Consider the following 19,075-nt stretch of genomic DNA (forward strand, 5'->3'; position numbering starts at 1 on the left):
CGTCAGGCCTTGCTCAATTGGAACGTCCGGGTAAAGGTGTTGCCCGGCTCCCCGCTGCACGCGTCCGGCGACGCCGTCGTCTGGGCTTCGCCGGCAAGCGACACGGCATCGAAGCTGTAGTTGACGGTCACCGGGGCCGATGCGCCGTTCGGACACGGCGCCTGGGCGGTACCGCTGTGCGTCCATCGGCCATTGGCGAGGTGGAATTCCCAGCTGATGACGAACGTCCCGCCATCTTGCGAGGTCGCCAGGGTGCAGTCCGATCCGCACGGCACAAAAAGCCAGGCGGTCGGTTTGTCGGTGCCCGCGTAGAGAACGTTGTAGCGGCCGTTCGGCACTTCCGGGGCGGCGTTCGCCGGTATCGACGACGTGATGAACGCGGCGAGCAGCGCGGCCCCGACGGCCCGCCACGGCGTCATCTTCGCCAGCTCGGCCCGCACTAGCGCGCCGCCAGGCGTTCGCGGCGCAGCAGGTCCACTTCGGGCAGCGGCAGCGGGGATAGCTGACCGACCACCTTGCTCAGCAGCAGGTCGGCCAGTTGCGGGTTGCGGGCCAGGCACGGCCCGTGCATATAGGTCGCAACGACACTGCCCTGCACCGCGCCGTCGAAGCCGTCGCCGGCCCGGTTGCCCGCGCCCTTGACCACCGCCCCCAGCGGCGTCGCCGCGGAGCCCAAAACGGTGCCGCCGCGGTGGTTCTCGAACCCGGTGAGACGCTCGGTCAGGCCGGCCAGCAGCGGCGTGGTCGCCAGCTCGCCGATGGTTCGCGCCCCTTGCGGCGACGTCGTCGCGTCCAGCATGCCCACGCCGTCGACGCGTTCCCCGGCCGACGTTTCATACCAGTGCCCGAGCACTTGAACGGCCGCGCAGATCGCCAACACCGGAGCGCCCCGATCCGCGGCGCGCTGCAGGCCCGGGTACTTGATCAGGTGCCGGGTGGCCAGCCGCTGCGCGTAATCCTCGGCGCCGCCCAGCGTGTAGAGGTCCAATGACTCGGGCACCGGGTCGGCCAGCGTGATCTCGACGATTTCGGCGGCGATGCCACGCAGCCGCAGCCGCTGCCGCAGCACCAGCGCGTTGCCGCCGTCGCCGTAGGTGCCCATCACGTCGGGCAGCACCAGCCCGATCCGCACCACCGAGTCAGCCATGGCGCGCCAACGCTCGCTGCAGCTGAAGGAACGCGGTGTAGTTGGCGACGACCTCCACCCGCCCGGGCGGGCAGGTCGCGATGGCGGCCACGGTGTCGTGCACCAGGGTGTGGTCGACGCCCGCATACCCCAGACGCACCGCCAGGTCGGTGCCGCGCTCCCCGGCGGCCACTACCGCGGTTTCCTCGAAGTGCTCGAAACGCACGTCCCAGAGCCACGACAGGTCTTCACCGTCGGGCACCTGGCCGTTGACCGAGATGACCACGCCGGCGGCCTCCTTATCCACCATCGACAGCGCTTCCTGCCAGCCGGCCGGGTTTTTGGCCAGCAGGATGCGCACCTCATGCGCATCGACGCGGACCGTGCGATAACGCCCCGCGACCTCGTCGACCGACGAGACGGCCGCGACCGCCGCCGCGGCATCCGCGCCCAACGCGACGGCGGCCGCCACGGCCTGCGCGGCGTTGCCCCGGTTGACCGCGCCGGGCAGCGCCAACCGCATCGGCAGGGCCAGGCCGTCGGGCCCGTAGAGGGTGTCGTCGTCGAACCACCATTGCGGGCTGGGGCGTTTGAAGTCGGCGCCGGTGGAATACCAGTGGCCCTTATCGCGAACGATGACCTCGCCGCTGCGCGGGCAGCTGATCGAGTCGTTCGACCACGACCCCCCCGCGGCCACCCACACCACGTTCGGGCTGTCGTAGGCCGCCGACGTCATCAGAACATCGTCACAGTTGGCCACGACGACCGCGCGGGGGTGGCGGGCCAGGCCCGCGCGCAGGGTCCGCTCGATGACATTGATTTCGCCGACCCGGTCCAGCTGGTCGCGGGACAAATTGAGCAGCACGACGACGCTTGGCTCGACGGCGTCGGAAACGTGCGGGACGTGCATTTCGTCGACTTCCAGAGCCGCCAGCGGCGCATCGCGGTTGGCGGCCAGCGCGGCGACCAGGCCGGCGTCCATGTTGGCGCCCTCGGCGTTGGTGGCCACCGCGCCCAGCGTCGTCAGGGCGGCCGACGTCATCCGGGTGGTGGTGGATTTGCCGTTGGTGCCGGTGACGATGACGGTGCGCCGTCCGGAGGCGAGTTGCTGGAGAACCGAGCGGTCCAGCGTCATCGCGATCAGCCCGCCGATCATCGCCCCGGCCCCGCGTCCGGTCACCCGCGACGCCCAGCGCGCGCTCGCTCCTGCGGCGAGGGCCAGGCGGGCACGGGTGGTGATCACGCGGGTGAGTCTAAATGTGGGCCGTCGCCGTCTTCGAATTCCGGGCCATCGCGAGCTCGGCGCCGTGGGCCGTTGCCCCTCGAATTCAGCGCCGACACGGCGCGCAGCGCCCAGGTGTTGTCGGCCTGCCGTGCCATCCTCAGTGCATGAGCGCGGTGTCCTGGGGTCGGCCGGCCAGCGAGCCGGACGCCGGCTGGGCCGTCGTCGATGTCGAGACCTCGGGGTTTCGGCCCGGCCAGGCGCGCATCATCAGCGTCGCGGCGCTCGGCCTGGACGGCGACGGCCAAGTCGAGCAATCGGTCGTCAGCCTGCTCAACCCCGGGGTGGATCCGGGTCCCACCCACGTGCACGGCCTGACCGCCGCCATGCTGGAAGACCAGCCACAGTTCGCCGACATCGTCGGCGAACTGGCCGAGGTACTGCGCGGCCGCACGTTGGTGGCCCACAACGTGGCGTTCGACTACGCGTTTCTTGCCGCCGAAGCCGAACTGGCCGAGACCGAACTGCCCGTCGACAGCGTCATGTGCACGGTGGAGCTGGCGCGGCGGTTGGACCTCGGGATCGACAACCTGCGGTTGGAGACGCTCGCGGCGCACTGGGGCGTCACCCAGGAGCGGCCGCACGACGCCTTCGACGACGCGCTGGTGTTGACCGGCGTGCTCGCGTCGGCGCTCAAGCTGGCGCGTGAGGGCGACATCTGGTTGCCGGTGCATCCGGTGACCAAGCGCCGCTGGCCGAATGGCCGGGTCACCCACGACGAGCTGCGACCGCTGAAGGTGCTGGCGTCGCGGATGCCCTGCCCGTACCTCAACCCCGGCCCCTACGTCGGCGGCCGACCGCTGGTGCAGGGCATGCGTGTGGCGCTGGCCGCCGAGGTTGGCCGCACCCACGAGGAACTCGTGGAGCGGATCCTGCATGCCGGGCTGGCCTACACCGACGCCGTCGACCGGGAAACCTCGCTGGTGGTCTGCAACGATCCCGCCCCCGAACAGGGCAAGGGCTACCTCGCCCGGCAGTTGGGCGTGCCGGTGATCTCCGACGCGCAGTTCATGGCCTGCGTGGGCGCCGTCATCGGCGGCACCGGGATGGACGAATTCACCGACGCCAGCACGCTGGACCAGCAGCTCGCGCTGTTCTGATCAGGCGCGAGCGGCGCGGTTGACCGCCGACACCAGCGCCCGCAGCGACGCGGAGGTGATGGACGGCGCGATGCCGACTCCCCATACCGTCCGGCCGCCCACCGAGGCCTCCACATACGCCGCGGCCTGGGCTTCCTCGCCGGAGCTCATCGCGTGCTCGGAGTAGTCCAGGACCGAGACGTCGAACCCGACGGTGCCCAGCGCGTCGACGAACGCGGCGAGCGGGCCGTTTCCGGCCCCGCTGATCTCGGTCTCGGCCCCGTTGACCTTGACGGTCGCGGTGATGCGGGTGACGCCGCCGTCCTCCTCGGAAGCGTCGACGCGTTGCTTGATCCGCTCCAGCGGCAGGATCGGCGCCAGGTACTCCTCCGAGAAGGCGTCCCACATCTCCTTCGGCGAGATCTCGCCGCCCTCGCCGTCGGTGATCTTCTGCACCACCTGGGAAAACTCGATCTGCAGCCGTCGCGGCAGTGCCAGGCCGTGATCGGCCTTCATGATGTAGGCCACTCCACCCTTGCCGGACTGCGAGTTGACTCGGATCACCGCCTCGTAGGTGCGCCCGACGTCCTTGGGGTCGATCGGCAGATACGGCACCTGCCAGAGCATGTCCGCGACGTCGCTGTCCGCGGCGTCCGCGTCGAACTTCATCTGGTCCAGGCCCTTGTTGATGGCGTCCTGATGGCTGCCGGAGAACGCGGTATAAACCAGGTCCCCGCCGTAGGGGTGACGCTCGTGCACCGGCAACTGGTTGCAGTACTCCACCGTGCGGCGGATCTCGTCGATGTTGGAAAAGTCGATCTGCGGGTCAACGCCGCGCGAGAACTGGTTCAGCCCCAACGTCACCAGGCAGACGTTGCCGGTGCGCTCGCCGTTGCCGAACAGGCAGCCCTCGATGCGGTCGGCACCGGCCTGGTAGCCCAATTCCGCTGCGGCAACGGCGGTTCCGCGGTCGTTGTGCGGATGCAGGCTCAAGATGACCGATTCCCGGTTGGTCAGGTTGCGGCTCATCCACTCGATCGAGTCGGCGTAGACGTTGGGGGTGGCCATCTCCACCGTCGCGGGCAGGTTGAAGATGATCGGGTTGTCCGGCGTCGGCGCGATGATTTCGCCGACGGCGTCGCAGACCTGCTTGGCGTATTCCAGTTCCGTGCCCGTGTAGGACTCCGGCGAATATTCGAAACGCCATTGTGTATCAGGGTATTTGGCCGCTTCCTCGACACATTTGCGGGCGCCCTCGGTCGCGATGGCCTGCACCGCGGCCCGGTCGGCGCGAAAAACAACGCGGCGCTGCAGGATTGACGTCGAGTTGTAGAAGTGCACGATCGCCCGGTGCACGCCCCGGCACGCCTCGAAGGTGCGCTCGATCAGTTCGGGCCGGCATTGGGTCAGCACCTGGATGGTGACGTCATCGGGGACGGCGCCCTCGGTGATGATCTCGCGGACGAAGTCGAAGTCGGTTTGGCTGGCCGACGGGAATCCCACTTCGATTTCCTTGTAGCCCATGCGGACCAGCAGGTCGAACATGCGGCGTTTGCGTGCCGGGCTCATCGGGTCGATCAGCGCCTGGTTGCCGTCACGCAGGTCGACGGCGCACCACAGCGGCGCTTTGTCGATGATGCGGTCGGGCCAGGTGCGGTCGGGCAGCCGGATGAGCTCGACTTCTTCGGTGAAGGGCCGGTATCGGTTGACCGGCATCGACGAGCCGCGCTGCGGGTTCCATGCGGGTTGCCCGCGCCCCGGTGGGCCCGCGGGCGGGACGATGGTTCTTATTGAGCTGAACGCGTCGGGATTGGAAGTCACGGTGATTGCTCCGGGGTGAGAAGGGGATCTTCAAGACCGGCGCATCGCGAACAGCCGCGACGGGAAGCCGGTCTGGATTCAGACCCCGTCGCGGCGTCCGAGGAGGACCACCCGCTGCACGTCCTGCACTTTACCGCTTATGGCGCCTGGGTAAAAATGCCGCCGAGACCGTAGCGAATCCGCAGGCCGGGCTACCAGGTATCGCGACGTAAATCACCATGCGGTGGCACGTATTCTGTTGTGGACTTATTTCCGAATTTGAAGTGTCCAGGGCCGGAAAGGCGGGGAAAGCGTGGCGCTCGTCGTGCAAAAGTACGGCGGATCCTCCGTGGCGAACGCCGATCGGATCCGGCGGGTGGCCGAGCGCATCGTCGCTACCAAGAAGCAGGGGAACGATGTGGTCGTCGTCGTATCCGCGATGGGCGACACCACCGACGACCTGATGGACCTGGCCCAGCAGGTGTGTCCGGCCCCGCCGCCGCGGGAACTGGACATGCTGCTGACCGCCGGTGAGCGAATCTCCAATGCGCTGGTTGCCATGGCGATCGAATCGCTGGGTGCGCAGGCGCGCTCGTTCACGGGTTCGCAGGCCGGCGTCATCACCACCGGCACGCACGGCAACGCCAAGATCATCGACGTCACGCCGGGGCGGCTGCAGACCGCGCTCGACGAGGGGCGCATCGTGCTGGTGGCCGGATTCCAAGGGGTCAGCCAGGACACCCGGGACGTCACCACGCTGGGCCGCGGCGGGTCGGACACCACGGCGGTGGCCCTCGCCGCGGCGCTGAAAGCCGACGTCTGCGAGATCTACACCGACGTCGACGGCATCTTCAGCGCCGACCCGAGGATCGTGCACAACGCCCGCAAGCTGAACACGGTCACCTTCGAAGAGATGCTCGAGATGGCGGCTTGCGGCGCCAAGGTTTTGATGCTGCGCTGCGTGGAATACGCACGCCGCTACAACATTCCGGTGCACGTCCGATCCTCGTATTCGGAGAACCCGGGCACCGTCGTCGTCGGATCGATCAAGGACATAGCCATGGAAGACCCCATCCTGACCGGAGTCGCGCACGACCGCAGCGAGGCCAAGGTCACCGTCGTCGGCATTCCCGACATCCCCGGTTATGCCGCTCGCGTCTTCCGGGCGATCGCCGATGCCGAGGTGAACATCGACATGGTGCTGCAGAACGTCTCCAAGGTCGAGGACGGCAAGACCGACATCACCTTCACCTGCGCGCGGGACAGCGGGCCCACCGCGGTGGCCAAGCTGGACGCGCTCAAAGACGAGATCGGGTTCAGCCAACTGCTCTACGACGACCACATCGGCAAGGTGTCGCTGATCGGGGCCGGCATGCGCAGCCACCCCGGGGTCACCGCCACCTTCTGTGAGGCCCTGGCCGAGGTGGGCGTCAACATCGAGCTGATCTCCACCTCCGAGATCCGCATCTCGGTGCTGTGCCGCGACACCGAACTAGATAAGGCCGTCGTGGCGTTGCACGAGGCGTTCGGGCTCGGCGGCGAGGAGTCGGCGACGGTGTATGCGGGGACGGGCAGATAAATATGGGCGCCAATCGGCTGTCAATGGGCGTAGTGGGCGCCACCGGCCAGGTGGGCCAGGTGATGCGCAGGTTGCTCGACGAGCGGGACTTCCCCGCGACGTCGGTGCGGTTTTTCGCGTCGTCCCGCTCGCAGGGACGCAAGCTGGAATTCCGCGGCCAGGAGATCGAGGTCGAGGACGCCGCGACGGCCGACCCGACCGGCCTGGATATCGCATTGTTCTCCGCGGGCAAGGCGATGTCGCTGGTGCAGGCGCCGCGGTTCGCCGCGGCCGGTGTGACGGTGATCGACAACTCGTCGGCGTGGCGCAAGGACCCGGACGTGCCGCTGGTGGTGTCCGAGGTGAACTTCGACAGGGATGCGCACCGCAGGCCGAAAGGCATCATCGCCAACCCGAACTGCACCACGATGGCCGCGATGCCGGTGCTCAAGGTGCTGCACGACGACGCCGAGCTGGTGCGCCTGGTGGTGTCGAGCTATCAGGCGGTGTCCGGCAGCGGGCTGGCCGGCGTCGAGGAGCTGGCGACGCAGGCACGCGCCGTCATCGACGACGCTGAGCAGCTGGTGCAGGACGGTTCCGCGGTCGAGTTTCCGGCGCCCAAGACCTACGTGGCACCGATCGCGTTCAACGTGGTGCCATTGGCCGGCTCGCTCGTGGACGACGACTCCGGCGAGACCGACGAGGACCAGAAGCTGCGACATGAGAGCCGCAAGATCCTCGGCATCCCGGACCTGGCCGTCAGCGGCACCTGCGTGCGGGTGCCGGTGTTCACCGGGCACTCGCTGTCGATCAACGCCGAATTCGCGCGGCCGCTGTCGCCCGAGCGCGCCCGGCAGCTGCTCGACGGCGCGCCCGGAGTCAAGGTGGTGGACGTGCCGACCCCGTTGGCCGCCGCCGGCGTCGACGAATCCCTGGTCGGCCGTTTCCGGAACGACCCCGGGGTGCCCGACGGGCGCGGCCTGGCCTTGTTCGTGTCGGGAGACAACCTGCGCAAGGGGGCGGCGCTGAACACCATCCAGATTGCCGAGCTGCTGGCCGCCCAGCTGTAATAGGCGGGTGAGCACCGCCCACACCCGACTGGTCGCGCGGTGCTCGCTTGCTCTGATTTTGCTTGCGCCGCAAGGGTTTTGGTCCGCCCACGCCGACCCGGCGGCGCCCGCCCCCGAGCCCGTGCTGCAGCCGCTGGCGCCCGGGCAGGTGCTGCGGATCGGCCCGACCGCCGGAACCGGCACCCCGACCGGGGACTACGGCATCGGCGCGACCGACCTGTGCGAGTTCGTCGAGTTCCCCGCCGAGCTGCTCCAAGTCTGCGGCGACAGCTTCGCGGGCCAGGGAGTCGGATTCGGCGGATGGTACGCACCCGTCGCGTTGCGCGTGGACACCTCCTCCGTCGACGACCCCGCCGGGGTGCGCTACACCGGGGTCACCGGGATCAGCAATCCGCTGCTGGCCGACGCCGCCCCGCCGGGGACCTCGCAGCTACCCGCCGGGGTGGTGCAGATCAACCGGCGCAACTACCTGCTGGTGACGACGACGAAAAACCTCGAGCCGCAGACCTCCCGACTGGTGACCGCCGAACCGGCGCGCGCGGGCTGGCAGACCATCCCGGGATCAAAACGCCCCGCCTCCTATCAGGGCGGCTCGCAGACGCAGATCAGCGGCTACTACGACCCGATTCCCACCCCGGATTCGCCCGCCGGGTGGGTGTACATCGTCGCCGACAGCTTCACCCGCCGCGACCCGGTGGTGCTGTACCGGGCCACTCCGCAGACGTTCACCGACCGGTCGCGGTGGCAGGGCTGGGCGGCCGGCCCGCAAGGCGGCTGGGGCAAGCCGCCGACGCCGCTGTGGCCGGACGCGGTGGGCGAGATGTGCATCCGGCAGATCGACGGCAAGGCGGTGCTGTCCTATTTCAACGCCGTCACGGGCAACATGGAGGTCCGGGTGGCCGACGACCCGACGACGCTGGGCGACGCGCCGGTCACCACGGTGGTGCAGCACGACGAGTGGCCTGAGCCGGCGGAAAGCCTGCCGCCGCCCTACGACAACCGGCTCGCGCAACCCTATGGCGGCTACATCTCACCCGGTTCTACGCTCGACGAGCTGCGAATCTTCGTGAGCCAGTGGGACACTCGCGCACGGGTGGCCGCGCCATACCGGGTGATTCAGTTCGCGGTCAACCCGCTGCGGCCCGAGTGAGGGCCGGGCTTTCGGCTCGCGTTCAGACGCGTCGGGATCGAATGGTCCCGGCGGGGAGGGATTCAGCGGCTCCAGAGCGGCGTTTTTGTGCGCTGAGCGGGGGCTTTAGTTCACAGCTGCTACATAAGTAGCGCATAGCCATCACTACTGTTAACGGCTTCATCATTTGTCTCATGAGTGAAACATCTGAAACCCCCACTGTGCGGCACTCCACCGCAACTGCACCGGTCGCCGCGGAAGCGGCGGCGGCCTACCGGGCCCCGCGGGTCTTCCAACTCGCCGCGTGGGTCGCCATCGTCGCCGGGATCGTGTTCATCGTCGCGGTCATCTTCTTCACCGGCTTCATCCTCGGCCACCGCGGTGGCCATCACGGGCACCACCACAAGCACCACCACGCGATGGTGCACCACCGCGGTCCTGGCGGCCCGGGTAACTTCGGCGGCCCGGGTGCACCGGGCGGGCAGGGCGGACAGACCGGTCCGGGAGCCACCACAGCTCCTCCGGCCCCGTCGAGCGTGCGTCCCAGCGGCATGGCCCCCGGCCAGCTCCCGGCGTCGGTGTTCCACTCCGCGGCCACGTCGCACGGCGCACCGGGACACGCCCCGAGCGTCATCGTGCTGACCAACTGAAAAACCGTTACCAACCAGTGGCCCGGCGCTCCACGCGAGCGCCGGGCCACCTGTCTTTTGGCATCACCGGCCTCTAACCGCCGCATCTCGATTCACAACAATTTTGTCGCCCAGGTCTGTTGGGGACCAGAAGTGCGGGGCAGTATGGCAAGACATGAGCGAGACACCCGAACCACGAGTTGAGCCGACCACCGAGGCGACCCCGGCCGCGCCCGTCGCCGCGCCACCACCGCCACCCCCGCACCGGGTGAAGCCGCCGCGGCTGTACACGGCCGCGGCCTGGGTGGTGATCGTCGCGGGCATCGTCTTCATCCTTACGTCGGTGTTCTTCGTCGGCGCCTTCATCTGGAAGCACAACTACTACTGCCACCATCACCACCACGGCATGTTCCGCCCCGGCGGACCCGGACCGGGTAATGGGCCATGGGGAGGCCCGGGTGGCCCCGGGCCGGGGAACGGGCCCGGGGCGTACGGCGGTCCCGGTGGCTATGGACCGTGGTACGGCGGACCCGGTGGTCCGGGATCCGACAACGGGCCATGGGGATACGGGCCCGGCGGTCCGGGCTTGATCGTTCCGATGCCCCCCGGCGGCCCGGGCAGTCCCGGTGGACCGGTTGCCGGTCCGGGAGTCAGCGGTCCCGGGCAGCCGCCGCCGGGTATCAGCCCGGCCCCCAGCGCGCCCGCGCCACGCCCCTGACAGCGCCGGCCTAAGTCACGCTCGAAATGGGTACTAGGACATGGTGTTGCCCAAATTTCTTGACCAAATCAAGATAAGGGGAATACTCGATTGCAGGCCGGACGATCCGGGGACGCTCACTGCCGTACTGAAAATGCTTGATGCGTAAGCAGATTCGGTACCGCGGTGTGTGACCTCGGGTGGTGCGGGCCTCAGCCCGGTGACGAGGAGAGAGCTAATGACGGAGCGTTTCACGACCACTGACGCCGGTATCGCCGCGCCGAGCGACGATCAGTCGCTGACGATCGGCCCGGACGGCCCCATCCTGCTGCAGGACCACTACCTGATCGAGCAGATGGCCCAGTTCAACCGGGAACGCATCCCGGAGCGGCAGCCACACGCCAAGGGTGGCGGCGCCTTCGGGCACTTCGAGGTGACCAATGATGTAAGCAAATACACCAGGGCCGCGGTGTTCCAGCCCGGCACCAAAACCGACATGCTGGCAAGGTTTTCCACCGTCGCCGGCGAGCGGGGCAGCCCAGACACCTGGCGGGACCCGCGTGGCTTCGCGCTGAAGTTCTATACCAGCGAAGGCAACTTCGACATGGTCGGAAATAACACGCCGGTCTTCTTCATGCGCGACCCGCTGAAGTTCCAGCACTTCATCCGGTCCCAAAAGCGTATGCAGGCAACGAATTTGCGCGACCACAACATGCAGTGGGACTTCTGGAGTCTTTCGCCCGAGTCGGCGCATCAGGTGACCTGGTTGATGGGTGACCGCGGGATCCCCAAGACCTGGCGCAACATGAACGGCTACAGCAGCCACACCTACAGCTGGATCAACGCCGCCGGCGAGATCTTCTGGGTGAAGTACCACTTCATCACCGATCAGGGCATCGAGTTTTTAACCCAGGAGGACGCCGACCAGCTCGCGGGCGAGGACGGGGACTATCACCAGCGCGACCTGTACGAGGCGATCGAGGGCGGGGATCACCCGAGCTGGACGCTGAAGATGCAAATCATGCCCTACGAGGAGGCAAAGACCTACCGCTTCAACCCGTTCGATCTCACCAAGGTGTGGCCGCACAGCGACTACCCGCTGATCGACGTCGGCAAGATGACGCTGAACCGCAACGTCACCGACTACCACACCGAGATCGAGCAGGCCGCGTTCGAGCCGAACAACACGGTGCCCGGCACCGGGTTGAGCCCGGACAAGATGCTGCAGGCCCGTGGCTTCTCCTACTCCGACGCGCATCGCGCGCGGCTCGGGGCCAACTATCGGCAGATCCCGGTCAACGAGCCGAAGGTCGAGGTGAACAGCTACTCCAAGGACGGGGCCATGCGGATGAAGAACGTGTCCGACCCCGTCTACGCGCCCAACTCCTACGGCGGCCCGCACGCCGATCCGGCGCGCGCCGCCGAGATCCGCTGGCATGCCGATGGCGAGATGGTTCGCTCGGCGTACACGTTGCATGCCGAGGACGACGACTGGGGTCAGGCGGGCACCATGGTCCGCGAAGTCCTCGATGACGCGGCTCGGGATCGGCTGGCGCACAACATCATCGGCCATGTCTCCAAAGGTGTTAAGGAGCCGGTGCTGTCTCGGGTGTTCGAGTACTGGCGCAACGTCGATCCCGATCTCGGAAAGAAGGTCGAGGACGGCGTCCGGGGCGACGGGGGCTGACCGCACCTCTCGGCGTTTGGCATGATCGCTGCATGACCATGCGGGTTACGCGGGTTGCCCAGATGCGTGGGGCCGCGATGGCCGTCGGCTTGGCCGTGGTGGGTACGGTCGCGACTCCGGTCGCGGCCGCGCACCCCTCGGAGCCGGGCGTGGTCAACTATGCCGTCCTGGGCAAGGGGTCGGTCGGCAACATCGTCGGCGGGCCGATGGGGTGGGAGTCGGTGTTCACCCAGCCCGGGCAGGGTGACTGGGTGGACCTGCCGGAGTGCAACAACTGGGCCGACATCGGCCTACCCGAGGTGTACAGCGATCCCGACCTGGCCTCCTTCAACGGAGCCCTCGCCCAGACGTCGGCCACCGACCAGACACATCTGGTCAAACAGGCCGTCGGGGTGTTCGCCACCAACGAGGCCGCCGGTCGGGCCTTTCATCGGGTGGTGGATCGAACGGTCGGCTGCTCGGGACAGACGACCGCGATCCACCTGGACAACGGCAGCACGCAGGTGTGGTCGTTCGATGGCGCACCGGCCGGCCCGGCCGACGCGAACTGGACCAAGCAGGAGGCGGGCACCGACCGGCGCTGTTTCAATCAAACCAGGCTGCGTGAAAACGTGTTGCTGCAGGCGAAAGTGTGCCAATCCGGCAACGCCGGACCCGCGGTGAACGTGCTAGCTGGGGCGATGCAGAACGCGCTGGGTCAATAATCGAGCGATCGGGTACCCGCCTTCCCGTGCAGTTGAAAGTGCGGGGAGGGGAATATGTCGGGGGCGTCTGATAGATGAAGCACTAGACGAAGTAGTGCCGAATATCGTTCGATTAGCTGCGCAGGGAAGCGGTCCGCAGGTGCACGTTCAGGCGTGCCCGGGCCCGAAGGGATCGTGATATGACGTTCGCGCCGATCACTGCTGCGGCCTCGCGCTCGGAGTCGCGGGCGGCCGGCGCCGACCCCACCCCGGAGCTGAACATCGCCGAGCTGCCCGACTCGGCGGCCGTCGCGCAATACATCGCCGAGGGATGTCTGGTCGACGCGCCGCTCGGCCGTATCGGCCTGGAGTTGGAGGCTCATTGCCACGACCCGGCCGACCCGCACCGCAGACCCAGCTGGGACGAAATCGCCGGTGTGCTCGACGCGCTCCCCGCGTTGCCCGGTGGCAGCAGGATCACCGTGGAACCGGGCGGCGCCGTGGAGTTGTCCGGGCCGCCCGCCGACGGGGTGGTTCCCGCCATCGACGCCATGCGCCGGGATCAGGCCGTCCTGCAGCCGGCGTTCACCGCGGCCGGGTTGGGCCTGGTCTTCCTGGGCGCCGACCCGCTGCGCCCGCCCAAACGCATCAACCCCGGCGCCCGGTACCGGGCCATGGAGCGGTTCTTCGCCACCAGCGACTCCGGAGAAGCGGGCGCGGCGATGATGACGTCCACCGCCTCGATTCAGGTCAACCTCGACGCCGGGCCGCGAGACGGCTGGGCGGCGCGAGTGCGCCTGGCACATGCCTTGGGACCCACCATGATCGCCATCACCGCCAACTCGCCGATGCTGGTCGGCGACTTCACCGGCTGGGTGTCCAGCCGGCAGCGGGTGTGGGGCAGGATGGATTCGGCGCGCTGCGGCCCCATCCTGGGCGCCAGCGGCGTCGACCCGGGCACTGACTGGGCACGGTATGCGCTCAAGGCGCCGGTGATGCTGGTGCACAACCCCGACGCCGAGGCCGTCACGCATTGGGTGCCCTTCGCCGATTGGGTCGACGGCCGGGAACTGCTCGGGGATCGTCGTCCCAGCGTCGCCGACTTGGAGTACCACCTGACCACGCTGTTCCCGCCGGTGCGCCCCAGGCAGTGGCTGGAGATCCGTTACCTGGACAGCGTGCCCGACGCGCTGTGGCCCGCCGTGGCGTTCACTTTGGCGGCGCTGCTCGACGACCCGATCGCGGCCGACCTCGCGGCCGAGGCCGTCGAGCCCGTGGCCACCGCCTGGGACGTCGCGGCCCGGGTGGGGCTACGGGACCGGCGCCTGTACGCGGCGGCCAACGCGTGCGTGGCCATCGCCGCCGCGAAAGCGCCCGCCGGAATCCGCGATTCGATGCAGCGATTGGTCCGCCTGGTCGAACAGGGACGCTGTCCCGGCGACGATTTTTCCGACCGGGTGGTCGAGCGGGGCCTCGCGGCTGCGGTCTCGGAGGCGGCGCGTTGCTCGCAAGGGGAGCCGTGACGGCGCGGGACGGGATCGCCGAGGACTTGGCGCGGACGCGAGAGCGGACGTTGCGTCTGGTCGAGTTTGACGACGCCGAACTCTGCCGGCAGTACGACCCGTTGATGAGCCCGTTGGTGTGGGATCTGGCGCACATCGGTCAGCAGGAAGAGCTGTGGCTGCTGCGGGGTGGGGACGCCACCCGGCCCGGTATGTTGCCGGCGGCGGTCGAGGGTCTCTACGACGCCTTCGTGCATTCCCGCGCCAGCCGCGTCGACCTGCCGCTGCTGTCGCCGGACAAGGCACGCGCATATTGCCGGACCGTGCGGTCCGCCGTGCTCGACGCGCTCGACGCGCTGCCCGACCCCGCCGGCGACGAGGCGGTCTTCGTGTACGCGATGGTGGTCAGTCATGAAAACCAGCACGACGAAACCATGCTGCAGGCCTTGAACTTGCGCGGCGGCCCACCGCTTCTGCATGAATCGTCGGTGCTGCCGTCCGGTCGGGACGGCCTGGCCGGCACGTCGGTGCTGGTGCCCGCCGGTGAGTTCGTGCTCGGTGTGGACGCGGCGAGCGAACCGTATTCGTTGGACAACGAGCGGCCGGCCCACGTCGTCGACCTGCCGGCGTTCCGGATTGGGAGGGTTCCGGTCACCAACGGCGAATGGCGGCAGTTCGTCGATGACGGCGGCTACGACCAGCCGCGCTGGTGGTCGGAGCGCGGCTGGCAGCACCGCCGGGGCGCGGGTCTGACCGCGCCGCAGTTCTGGAGTTCCGACGGGGCGACCCGCACCCGGTTCGGCCACATCGAGGACATCCCGGCCGACGAACCCGTCCAGCACGTCAGCTATTTCGAGGCCGAGGCCTACGCCGCCTGGGCCGGTGCCCGGCTGCCCACCGAGATGGAATGGGAGAAGGCCTGCACCTGGGACCCGTCCACCAACACCCGGCGAAGGTATCCCTGGGGAGAGCGCCGACCGGACGAATCGCGGGCCAACCTGGGTGGCAGTGCCTTGCGGCCGGCGCCCGTCGGCGCCTACGCCGCCGGCGCTTCGGCCTACGGGGCCGAGCAGATGCTCGGCGAGGTGTGGGAGTGGACCATCTCCGCGCTGCGGCCCTGGCCGGGATTCGTCCCGATGCTGTACGAGCGGTATTCGCAACCGTTCTTTGACGGCGATTACCGGGTGCTGCGCGGCGGTTCGTGGGCCGTGGAGCCGGGCATCATGCGGCCGAGTTTCCGCAACTGGGATCACCCGTACCGGCGCCAGATCTTCTCCGGCGTCCGGTTGGCGTGGGACGTCCCCGGGGATTCCGCCTGATGTGCCGGCACCTGGGTTGGCTGGGGACTGATGTCACCATCTCCTCGCTGGTGCTCGACCCGCCGTTCGGGCTGCGGGTGCAGTCGTATGCGCCGCGGCGGCAAAAGCATTGCCTGCTCAACGCCGACGGTTGGGGCGTCGGGTTTTTCGACGCCTCCTCGCCAAGCTCCGCCGAGGGTGGGGTGCCGCGCCGCTGGCGCAGCCAGGCGCCACTGTGGGGAGATGTGTCGATCGATTCCGTCGCGCCCGCGCTGCGCAGCCACTGCGTGGTGGCCGCGGTGCGCTCGGCCACCGTCGGCATGCCGATCGAAATCAGCGCCACTGCACCTTTCACCGATGGGCAATGGCTGTTGTCGCACAACGGAGTAGTCGACCGAGCCCTGTTGCCGACGACATCGCGGGCCGAATCAGTCTGTGACAGCGCCATATTGGCGTCCGTTGTCTTCGAGCGCGGCCTCGACGCGCTGGGGGACACCGTCGCCGAGATAGGGGCGGCCGACGCCAACGCCCGGTTGAACATCTTGGCGGCCGACGGTTCCCGCATGCTGGCGACTGCCTGGGGGGACACGCTGTCCATCCTGCGCCGCCCGGACGGTGTGGTGCTGGCCAGCGAACCCTACGACAACGACTCCGAGTGGGAGGACGTGCCGGACCGCCACCTTGTCGAAGTCACTGCGAATGGTGTCACGCTGACGCCGCTGGATCAGTCGAGAGGATCTTGATGACGCTGTCGCTGTCGAACCACTTGGCCGCCGACTCGGCGCACCACGCGTTGCGCCGCGACGTGCTCGAGGGCCTACAGAAGACTCCAAAGACGTTGCCACCCAAATGGTTCTACGACTCCGTGGGCAGCGATCTGTTCGACCAGATCACCCGGTTGCCCGAGTACTATCCGACCCGCGCGGAGGCCGAGATCTTGCGCGCGCGTGCGGCCGAAGTCGCATCGGTCAGCGGCGCGGATACCCTGGTGGAATTGGGCAGCGGAACTTCAGAGAAGACCCGGCTGTTGCTCGACGCCCTGCGCGCACGGGGTTCGCTGCGCAGGTTCGTCCCGTTCGACGTCGACGCCAGCATCCTGTCGAGTGCCGCCGCGGCAATCCAGCAGGAATACGAGGGCGTCGAAATCAAGGCTGTCTGCGGCGATTTCGAAGAGCACCTGACCGAGATCCCGGAAGGCGGGCGACGGCTGTTCGTGTTTCTGGGTTCGACGATCGGCAATCTGACGCCCGGACCGCGCGCGGAATTCCTCGCCGCGCTGTCCGCGCAGATGCGGCCCGGGGACAGCCTGCTGCTGGGCACGGACCTGGTCAAGGACACCGAGCGGCTGGTGCGCGCCTACGACGACGCCGCCGGGGTGACGGCAGCGTTCAACCGCAATGTGCTCGCGGTGGTCAACCGCGAACTCGACGCGGATTTCGACGTCGACGCCTACCGGCACGTCGCCCGGTGGAACGCGGCCGAAGAACGCATCGAGATGTGGCTGCGATCCGACCGGCGCCAGCGGGTGCAGGTCGGCGCGCTCGAGCTGACCGTCGACTTCGAGGCCGGCGAGGAGATGCTGACCGAGGTGTCGTGCAAGTTCCACTCCGACAAGGTGACCTGCGAGTTGGCCGCCGCGGGATTGCGTCGCACCCGGTGGTGGACCGACGAGGCGGGCGACTTCGGGTTGTCGTTGGCCGTGAAGTGACCGTCGGTAACGCGCTGGCCGACCAATGGCGGTCGGCCCGCCCGCCGATGGCCGGAATGCACCTGGACAACGCCGCCTGTTCACGGCAGAGCCTGGCGGTGATCGAGGCCACCGCGCAGCACGCCCGCAACGAGTCCGAAGTCGGCGGATACGTCGCGGCGGAGGCCGCCACACCGGTGCTCGACGCCGGCCGCGTCGCATTCGCCGCGCTGACCGGAATGTCCGATGCCGAAATGGTTTTCACCACTGGCTCGCTGAATGCCCTGGACCTTCTGCTGGGCAGCTGGCCGGCGGGCCGAAAAAGGTTGGCGTGCCTGCCCGGCGAATACGGACCCAACCTGGCCCTGATGGCCGCGCATGGGTTCGACCGGCAGCTGCTGCCGACCCTGGAAGACGGCCGGGTCGCGCTGGACGACGCGGCACTGGCCCTGGATACCGACCCGCCGGATCTGGTGCACCTGACAGCGGTGGCCAGCCATTGTGGTGTGGTGCAACCGGTTTCGATGATCGCCCAGCTATGCCGGGAACTGGAGCTGCCGCTCGTTGTCGACGCGGCACAGGCGCTGGGTCAGGCGGACTGCGCGGTGGGCGCCGATGTCACGTATTCGTCGTCGCGCAAGTGGATGGCCGGCCCGCGCGGTGTGGGGATGCTCGGGGTGCGCCGCGAGCTGATGGAAAGCCTGCACCCGAGGCTGGCCGCGCCGGACTGGGCCAGGAAAGACGGCTCGCCGACGGTGGCCGAACAGCTGGAATTCGGCGAAGCCAATGTCGCCGCGCGGGTGGGTTTTTCGCTGGCGCTCGGCGAGCACCTTGCGTACGGGCCTCAGGCCGTGCACGCACGCCTGGCCGAGCTGGGCGGTCTGAGCCGCACGGTGCTGGCCGATGTGGCAGGGTGGACGGTGGTCGAAGAGGTCGAAGAACCCAGTGCCATCACCACTTTGGCGCCGAACGACGGCGCCGACCCGCAGGGGGTGCGGGCCTGGCTGCTCGCCGAGCGGCGGATCCTGACCACCGTCGCCGGGGTGCAGCGCGCACCCCTGGAGCTGACCGGACCCGTGCTGCGGATCTCGCCGCATGTGGATACCACGGCCGAAGACCTGGAGACCTTCGCCGAAGCGCTCATCGCCGCGACCGCGGCGACCTCGGCCGGCTAGCCCGCCTTGTGCGCGGTCAACAGGTAGGCCGGCATCTTCATCCGGCCCTTCTCGTCGCGATCGTGCTGCGGGCCGTCGGGGATCGGCGGAATGTTGGCGTGGATGAAGGCCGGCCGGATCTCGTCGATCTCCCAGTACTTACTCACCGCGTCGCGGAGCTCGTCCTCGTCGACTTCGTTGGGCTTGGCTTCCCATTCGCTGGGGAAGGCGCCCTTGGCGAAGACCAGCACGAAGAAGCTGGCCCCCTGGGCCGCCGCGCGGTGCACCGAGCTCAGGTAGCCGTCGCGGCCCTCGACCGGCAGAGAGTGAAACAGCGTGCTGTCGGCGACGGTGGAGAAGCGGCCGTCGTAGCCCCCGAACGAGGTGATGTCCGCCTGCACAAAGGTGGCCGTCGTCAGGCCGCGGTCGGCCGCCGCCTTGGTGGCCGCCGCGACGGCGGTGGGGGTGAGGTCGATGCCCACCACGGTGTAGCCCTGCGCAGCCAGCGTCAACGACAGCTCGGCGACTCCGCAGCCGGCGTCCAACACGTCGCTGCGAAACTTGCCGGCCTCGATCAGGGCGGCCAGTTCGGGTTGTGGCTCACCGATATTCCATGGCGGCGGACCTTCGAAGTGAGCCTGCTCGCGGTACGCGCCGTCCCAGTCCATCGCTTGGTTAGCCGACATGCTTTCCA

Annotated in this window: 18 protein-coding genes; 13 read left to right on the plus strand and 5 right to left on the minus strand. The window is 68.5% G+C overall.

What is annotated here, in order from left to right:
- Positions 1-2: 2 nt before the first annotated feature.
- The 3 genes from G6N50_RS22740 to G6N50_RS22750 are packed head-to-tail and all read right to left on the minus strand — an operon-like array spanning position 3 to position 2,369.
- Positions 3-440 (minus strand): hypothetical protein, encoded by a 438-nt coding sequence (locus G6N50_RS22740; protein WP_232068820.1) that lies wholly within the window; start codon positions 438-440, stop codon positions 3-5.
- Positions 440-1,135 carry a type 1 glutamine amidotransferase gene (locus G6N50_RS22745; RefSeq protein WP_142275589.1) on the minus strand — a complete coding sequence of 232 codons (696 nt, stop codon included), beginning with the start codon at positions 1,133-1,135 and terminating at the stop codon, positions 440-442. Before G6N50_RS22745 ends, G6N50_RS22740 begins: the two co-directional genes overlap by 1 nt.
- Before the next feature lie 4 nt (positions 1,136-1,139).
- Positions 1,140-2,369 carry a Mur ligase family protein gene (locus G6N50_RS22750; RefSeq protein ID WP_083095562.1) on the minus strand — a complete coding sequence of 410 codons (1,230 nt, stop codon included), beginning with the start codon at positions 2,367-2,369 and terminating at the stop codon, positions 1,140-1,142.
- A gap of 146 nt (positions 2,370-2,515) precedes the next feature.
- On the opposite strand from G6N50_RS22750, the gene G6N50_RS22755 reads away from it, so the two are divergent.
- Positions 2,516-3,508 carry a DEDDh family exonuclease gene (locus G6N50_RS22755; protein ID WP_083095561.1) on the plus strand — a complete coding sequence of 331 codons (993 nt, stop codon included), beginning with the start codon at positions 2,516-2,518 and terminating at the stop codon, positions 3,506-3,508.
- Here G6N50_RS22755 and leuA read toward each other — a convergent pair whose 3' ends face one another.
- Positions 3,509-5,308, minus strand: a complete 1,800-nt coding sequence (leuA, locus tag G6N50_RS22760) for a 2-isopropylmalate synthase (protein WP_083095560.1) — start codon at positions 5,306-5,308, stop codon at positions 3,509-3,511.
- Positions 5,309-5,600: 292 nt separating this feature from the next.
- On the opposite strand from leuA, the gene G6N50_RS22765 reads away from it, so the two are divergent.
- The 12 genes from G6N50_RS22765 to egtE all read left to right on the plus strand — a co-directional run bounded on the left by G6N50_RS22765 (position 5,601) and on the right by egtE (position 18,402).
- Positions 5,601-6,866, plus strand: coding sequence for an aspartate kinase (locus G6N50_RS22765; protein WP_083095559.1), 1,266 nt, complete (start codon positions 5,601-5,603; stop codon positions 6,864-6,866).
- 2 nt (positions 6,867-6,868) lie between these two features.
- A complete protein-coding gene (locus tag G6N50_RS22770; protein ID WP_083095558.1) occupies positions 6,869-7,915 on the plus strand; it encodes an aspartate-semialdehyde dehydrogenase in 1,047 nt (348 codons plus the stop codon).
- Between the two features lie 7 nt (positions 7,916-7,922).
- On the plus strand, positions 7,923-9,065 hold the full coding sequence (locus G6N50_RS22775) for a DUF4185 domain-containing protein (protein ID WP_083095557.1): 1,143 nt from the start codon (positions 7,923-7,925) through the stop codon (positions 9,063-9,065).
- Between the two features lie 200 nt (positions 9,066-9,265).
- Positions 9,266-9,694: a hypothetical protein gene (locus G6N50_RS22780; protein WP_179970180.1), complete on the plus strand. Its 429-nt coding sequence runs from the start codon at positions 9,266-9,268 to the stop codon at positions 9,692-9,694.
- 154 nt (positions 9,695-9,848) lie between these two features.
- Positions 9,849-10,391: a hypothetical protein gene (locus G6N50_RS22785; protein WP_083095555.1), complete on the plus strand. Its 543-nt coding sequence runs from the start codon at positions 9,849-9,851 to the stop codon at positions 10,389-10,391.
- 217 nt (positions 10,392-10,608) lie between these two features.
- Positions 10,609-12,057 (plus strand): catalase, encoded by a 1,449-nt coding sequence (locus tag G6N50_RS22790; protein ID WP_083095554.1) that lies wholly within the window; start codon positions 10,609-10,611, stop codon positions 12,055-12,057.
- Positions 12,058-12,089: 32 nt separating this feature from the next.
- Positions 12,090-12,761, plus strand: a complete 672-nt coding sequence (locus G6N50_RS22795) for a sensor domain-containing protein (protein WP_083095553.1) — start codon at positions 12,090-12,092, stop codon at positions 12,759-12,761.
- Between the two features lie 179 nt (positions 12,762-12,940).
- Positions 12,941-14,263, plus strand: a complete 1,323-nt coding sequence (gene egtA / locus G6N50_RS22800) for an ergothioneine biosynthesis glutamate--cysteine ligase EgtA (protein ID WP_083095552.1) — start codon at positions 12,941-12,943, stop codon at positions 14,261-14,263.
- Complete coding sequence (gene egtB / locus G6N50_RS22805) at positions 14,260-15,561, plus strand: ergothioneine biosynthesis protein EgtB (protein WP_083095551.1); 1,302 nt, start codon at positions 14,260-14,262, stop codon at positions 15,559-15,561. The genes egtA and egtB overlap by 4 nt, the downstream gene beginning before the upstream one ends.
- Positions 15,561-16,283 (plus strand): ergothioneine biosynthesis protein EgtC, encoded by a 723-nt coding sequence (gene egtC, locus G6N50_RS22810; RefSeq protein WP_083095550.1) that lies wholly within the window; start codon positions 15,561-15,563, stop codon positions 16,281-16,283. The genes egtB and egtC overlap by 1 nt, the downstream gene beginning before the upstream one ends.
- A complete protein-coding gene (egtD, locus tag G6N50_RS22815) occupies positions 16,283-17,248 on the plus strand; it encodes an L-histidine N(alpha)-methyltransferase (protein ID WP_083095549.1) in 966 nt (321 codons plus the stop codon). Before egtC ends, egtD begins: the two co-directional genes overlap by 1 nt.
- Before the next feature lie 47 nt (positions 17,249-17,295).
- Entirely contained in the window at positions 17,296-18,402 is a 1,107-nt protein-coding gene (gene egtE / locus G6N50_RS22820; RefSeq protein WP_232069014.1) for an ergothioneine biosynthesis PLP-dependent enzyme EgtE, read from the plus strand.
- On the opposite strand, the gene G6N50_RS22825 is transcribed toward egtE, so the two are convergent.
- Positions 18,399-19,067: a class I SAM-dependent methyltransferase gene (locus G6N50_RS22825; protein ID WP_083095547.1), complete on the minus strand. Its 669-nt coding sequence runs from the start codon at positions 19,065-19,067 to the stop codon at positions 18,399-18,401. The genes egtE and G6N50_RS22825 overlap by 4 nt on opposite strands.
- Positions 19,068-19,075 lie beyond the last annotated feature (8 nt).

It is taken from the genome of Mycobacterium mantenii, assembly GCF_010731775.1.
Classification (GTDB): Bacteria; Actinomycetota; Actinomycetes; order Mycobacteriales; family Mycobacteriaceae; genus Mycobacterium; species Mycobacterium mantenii.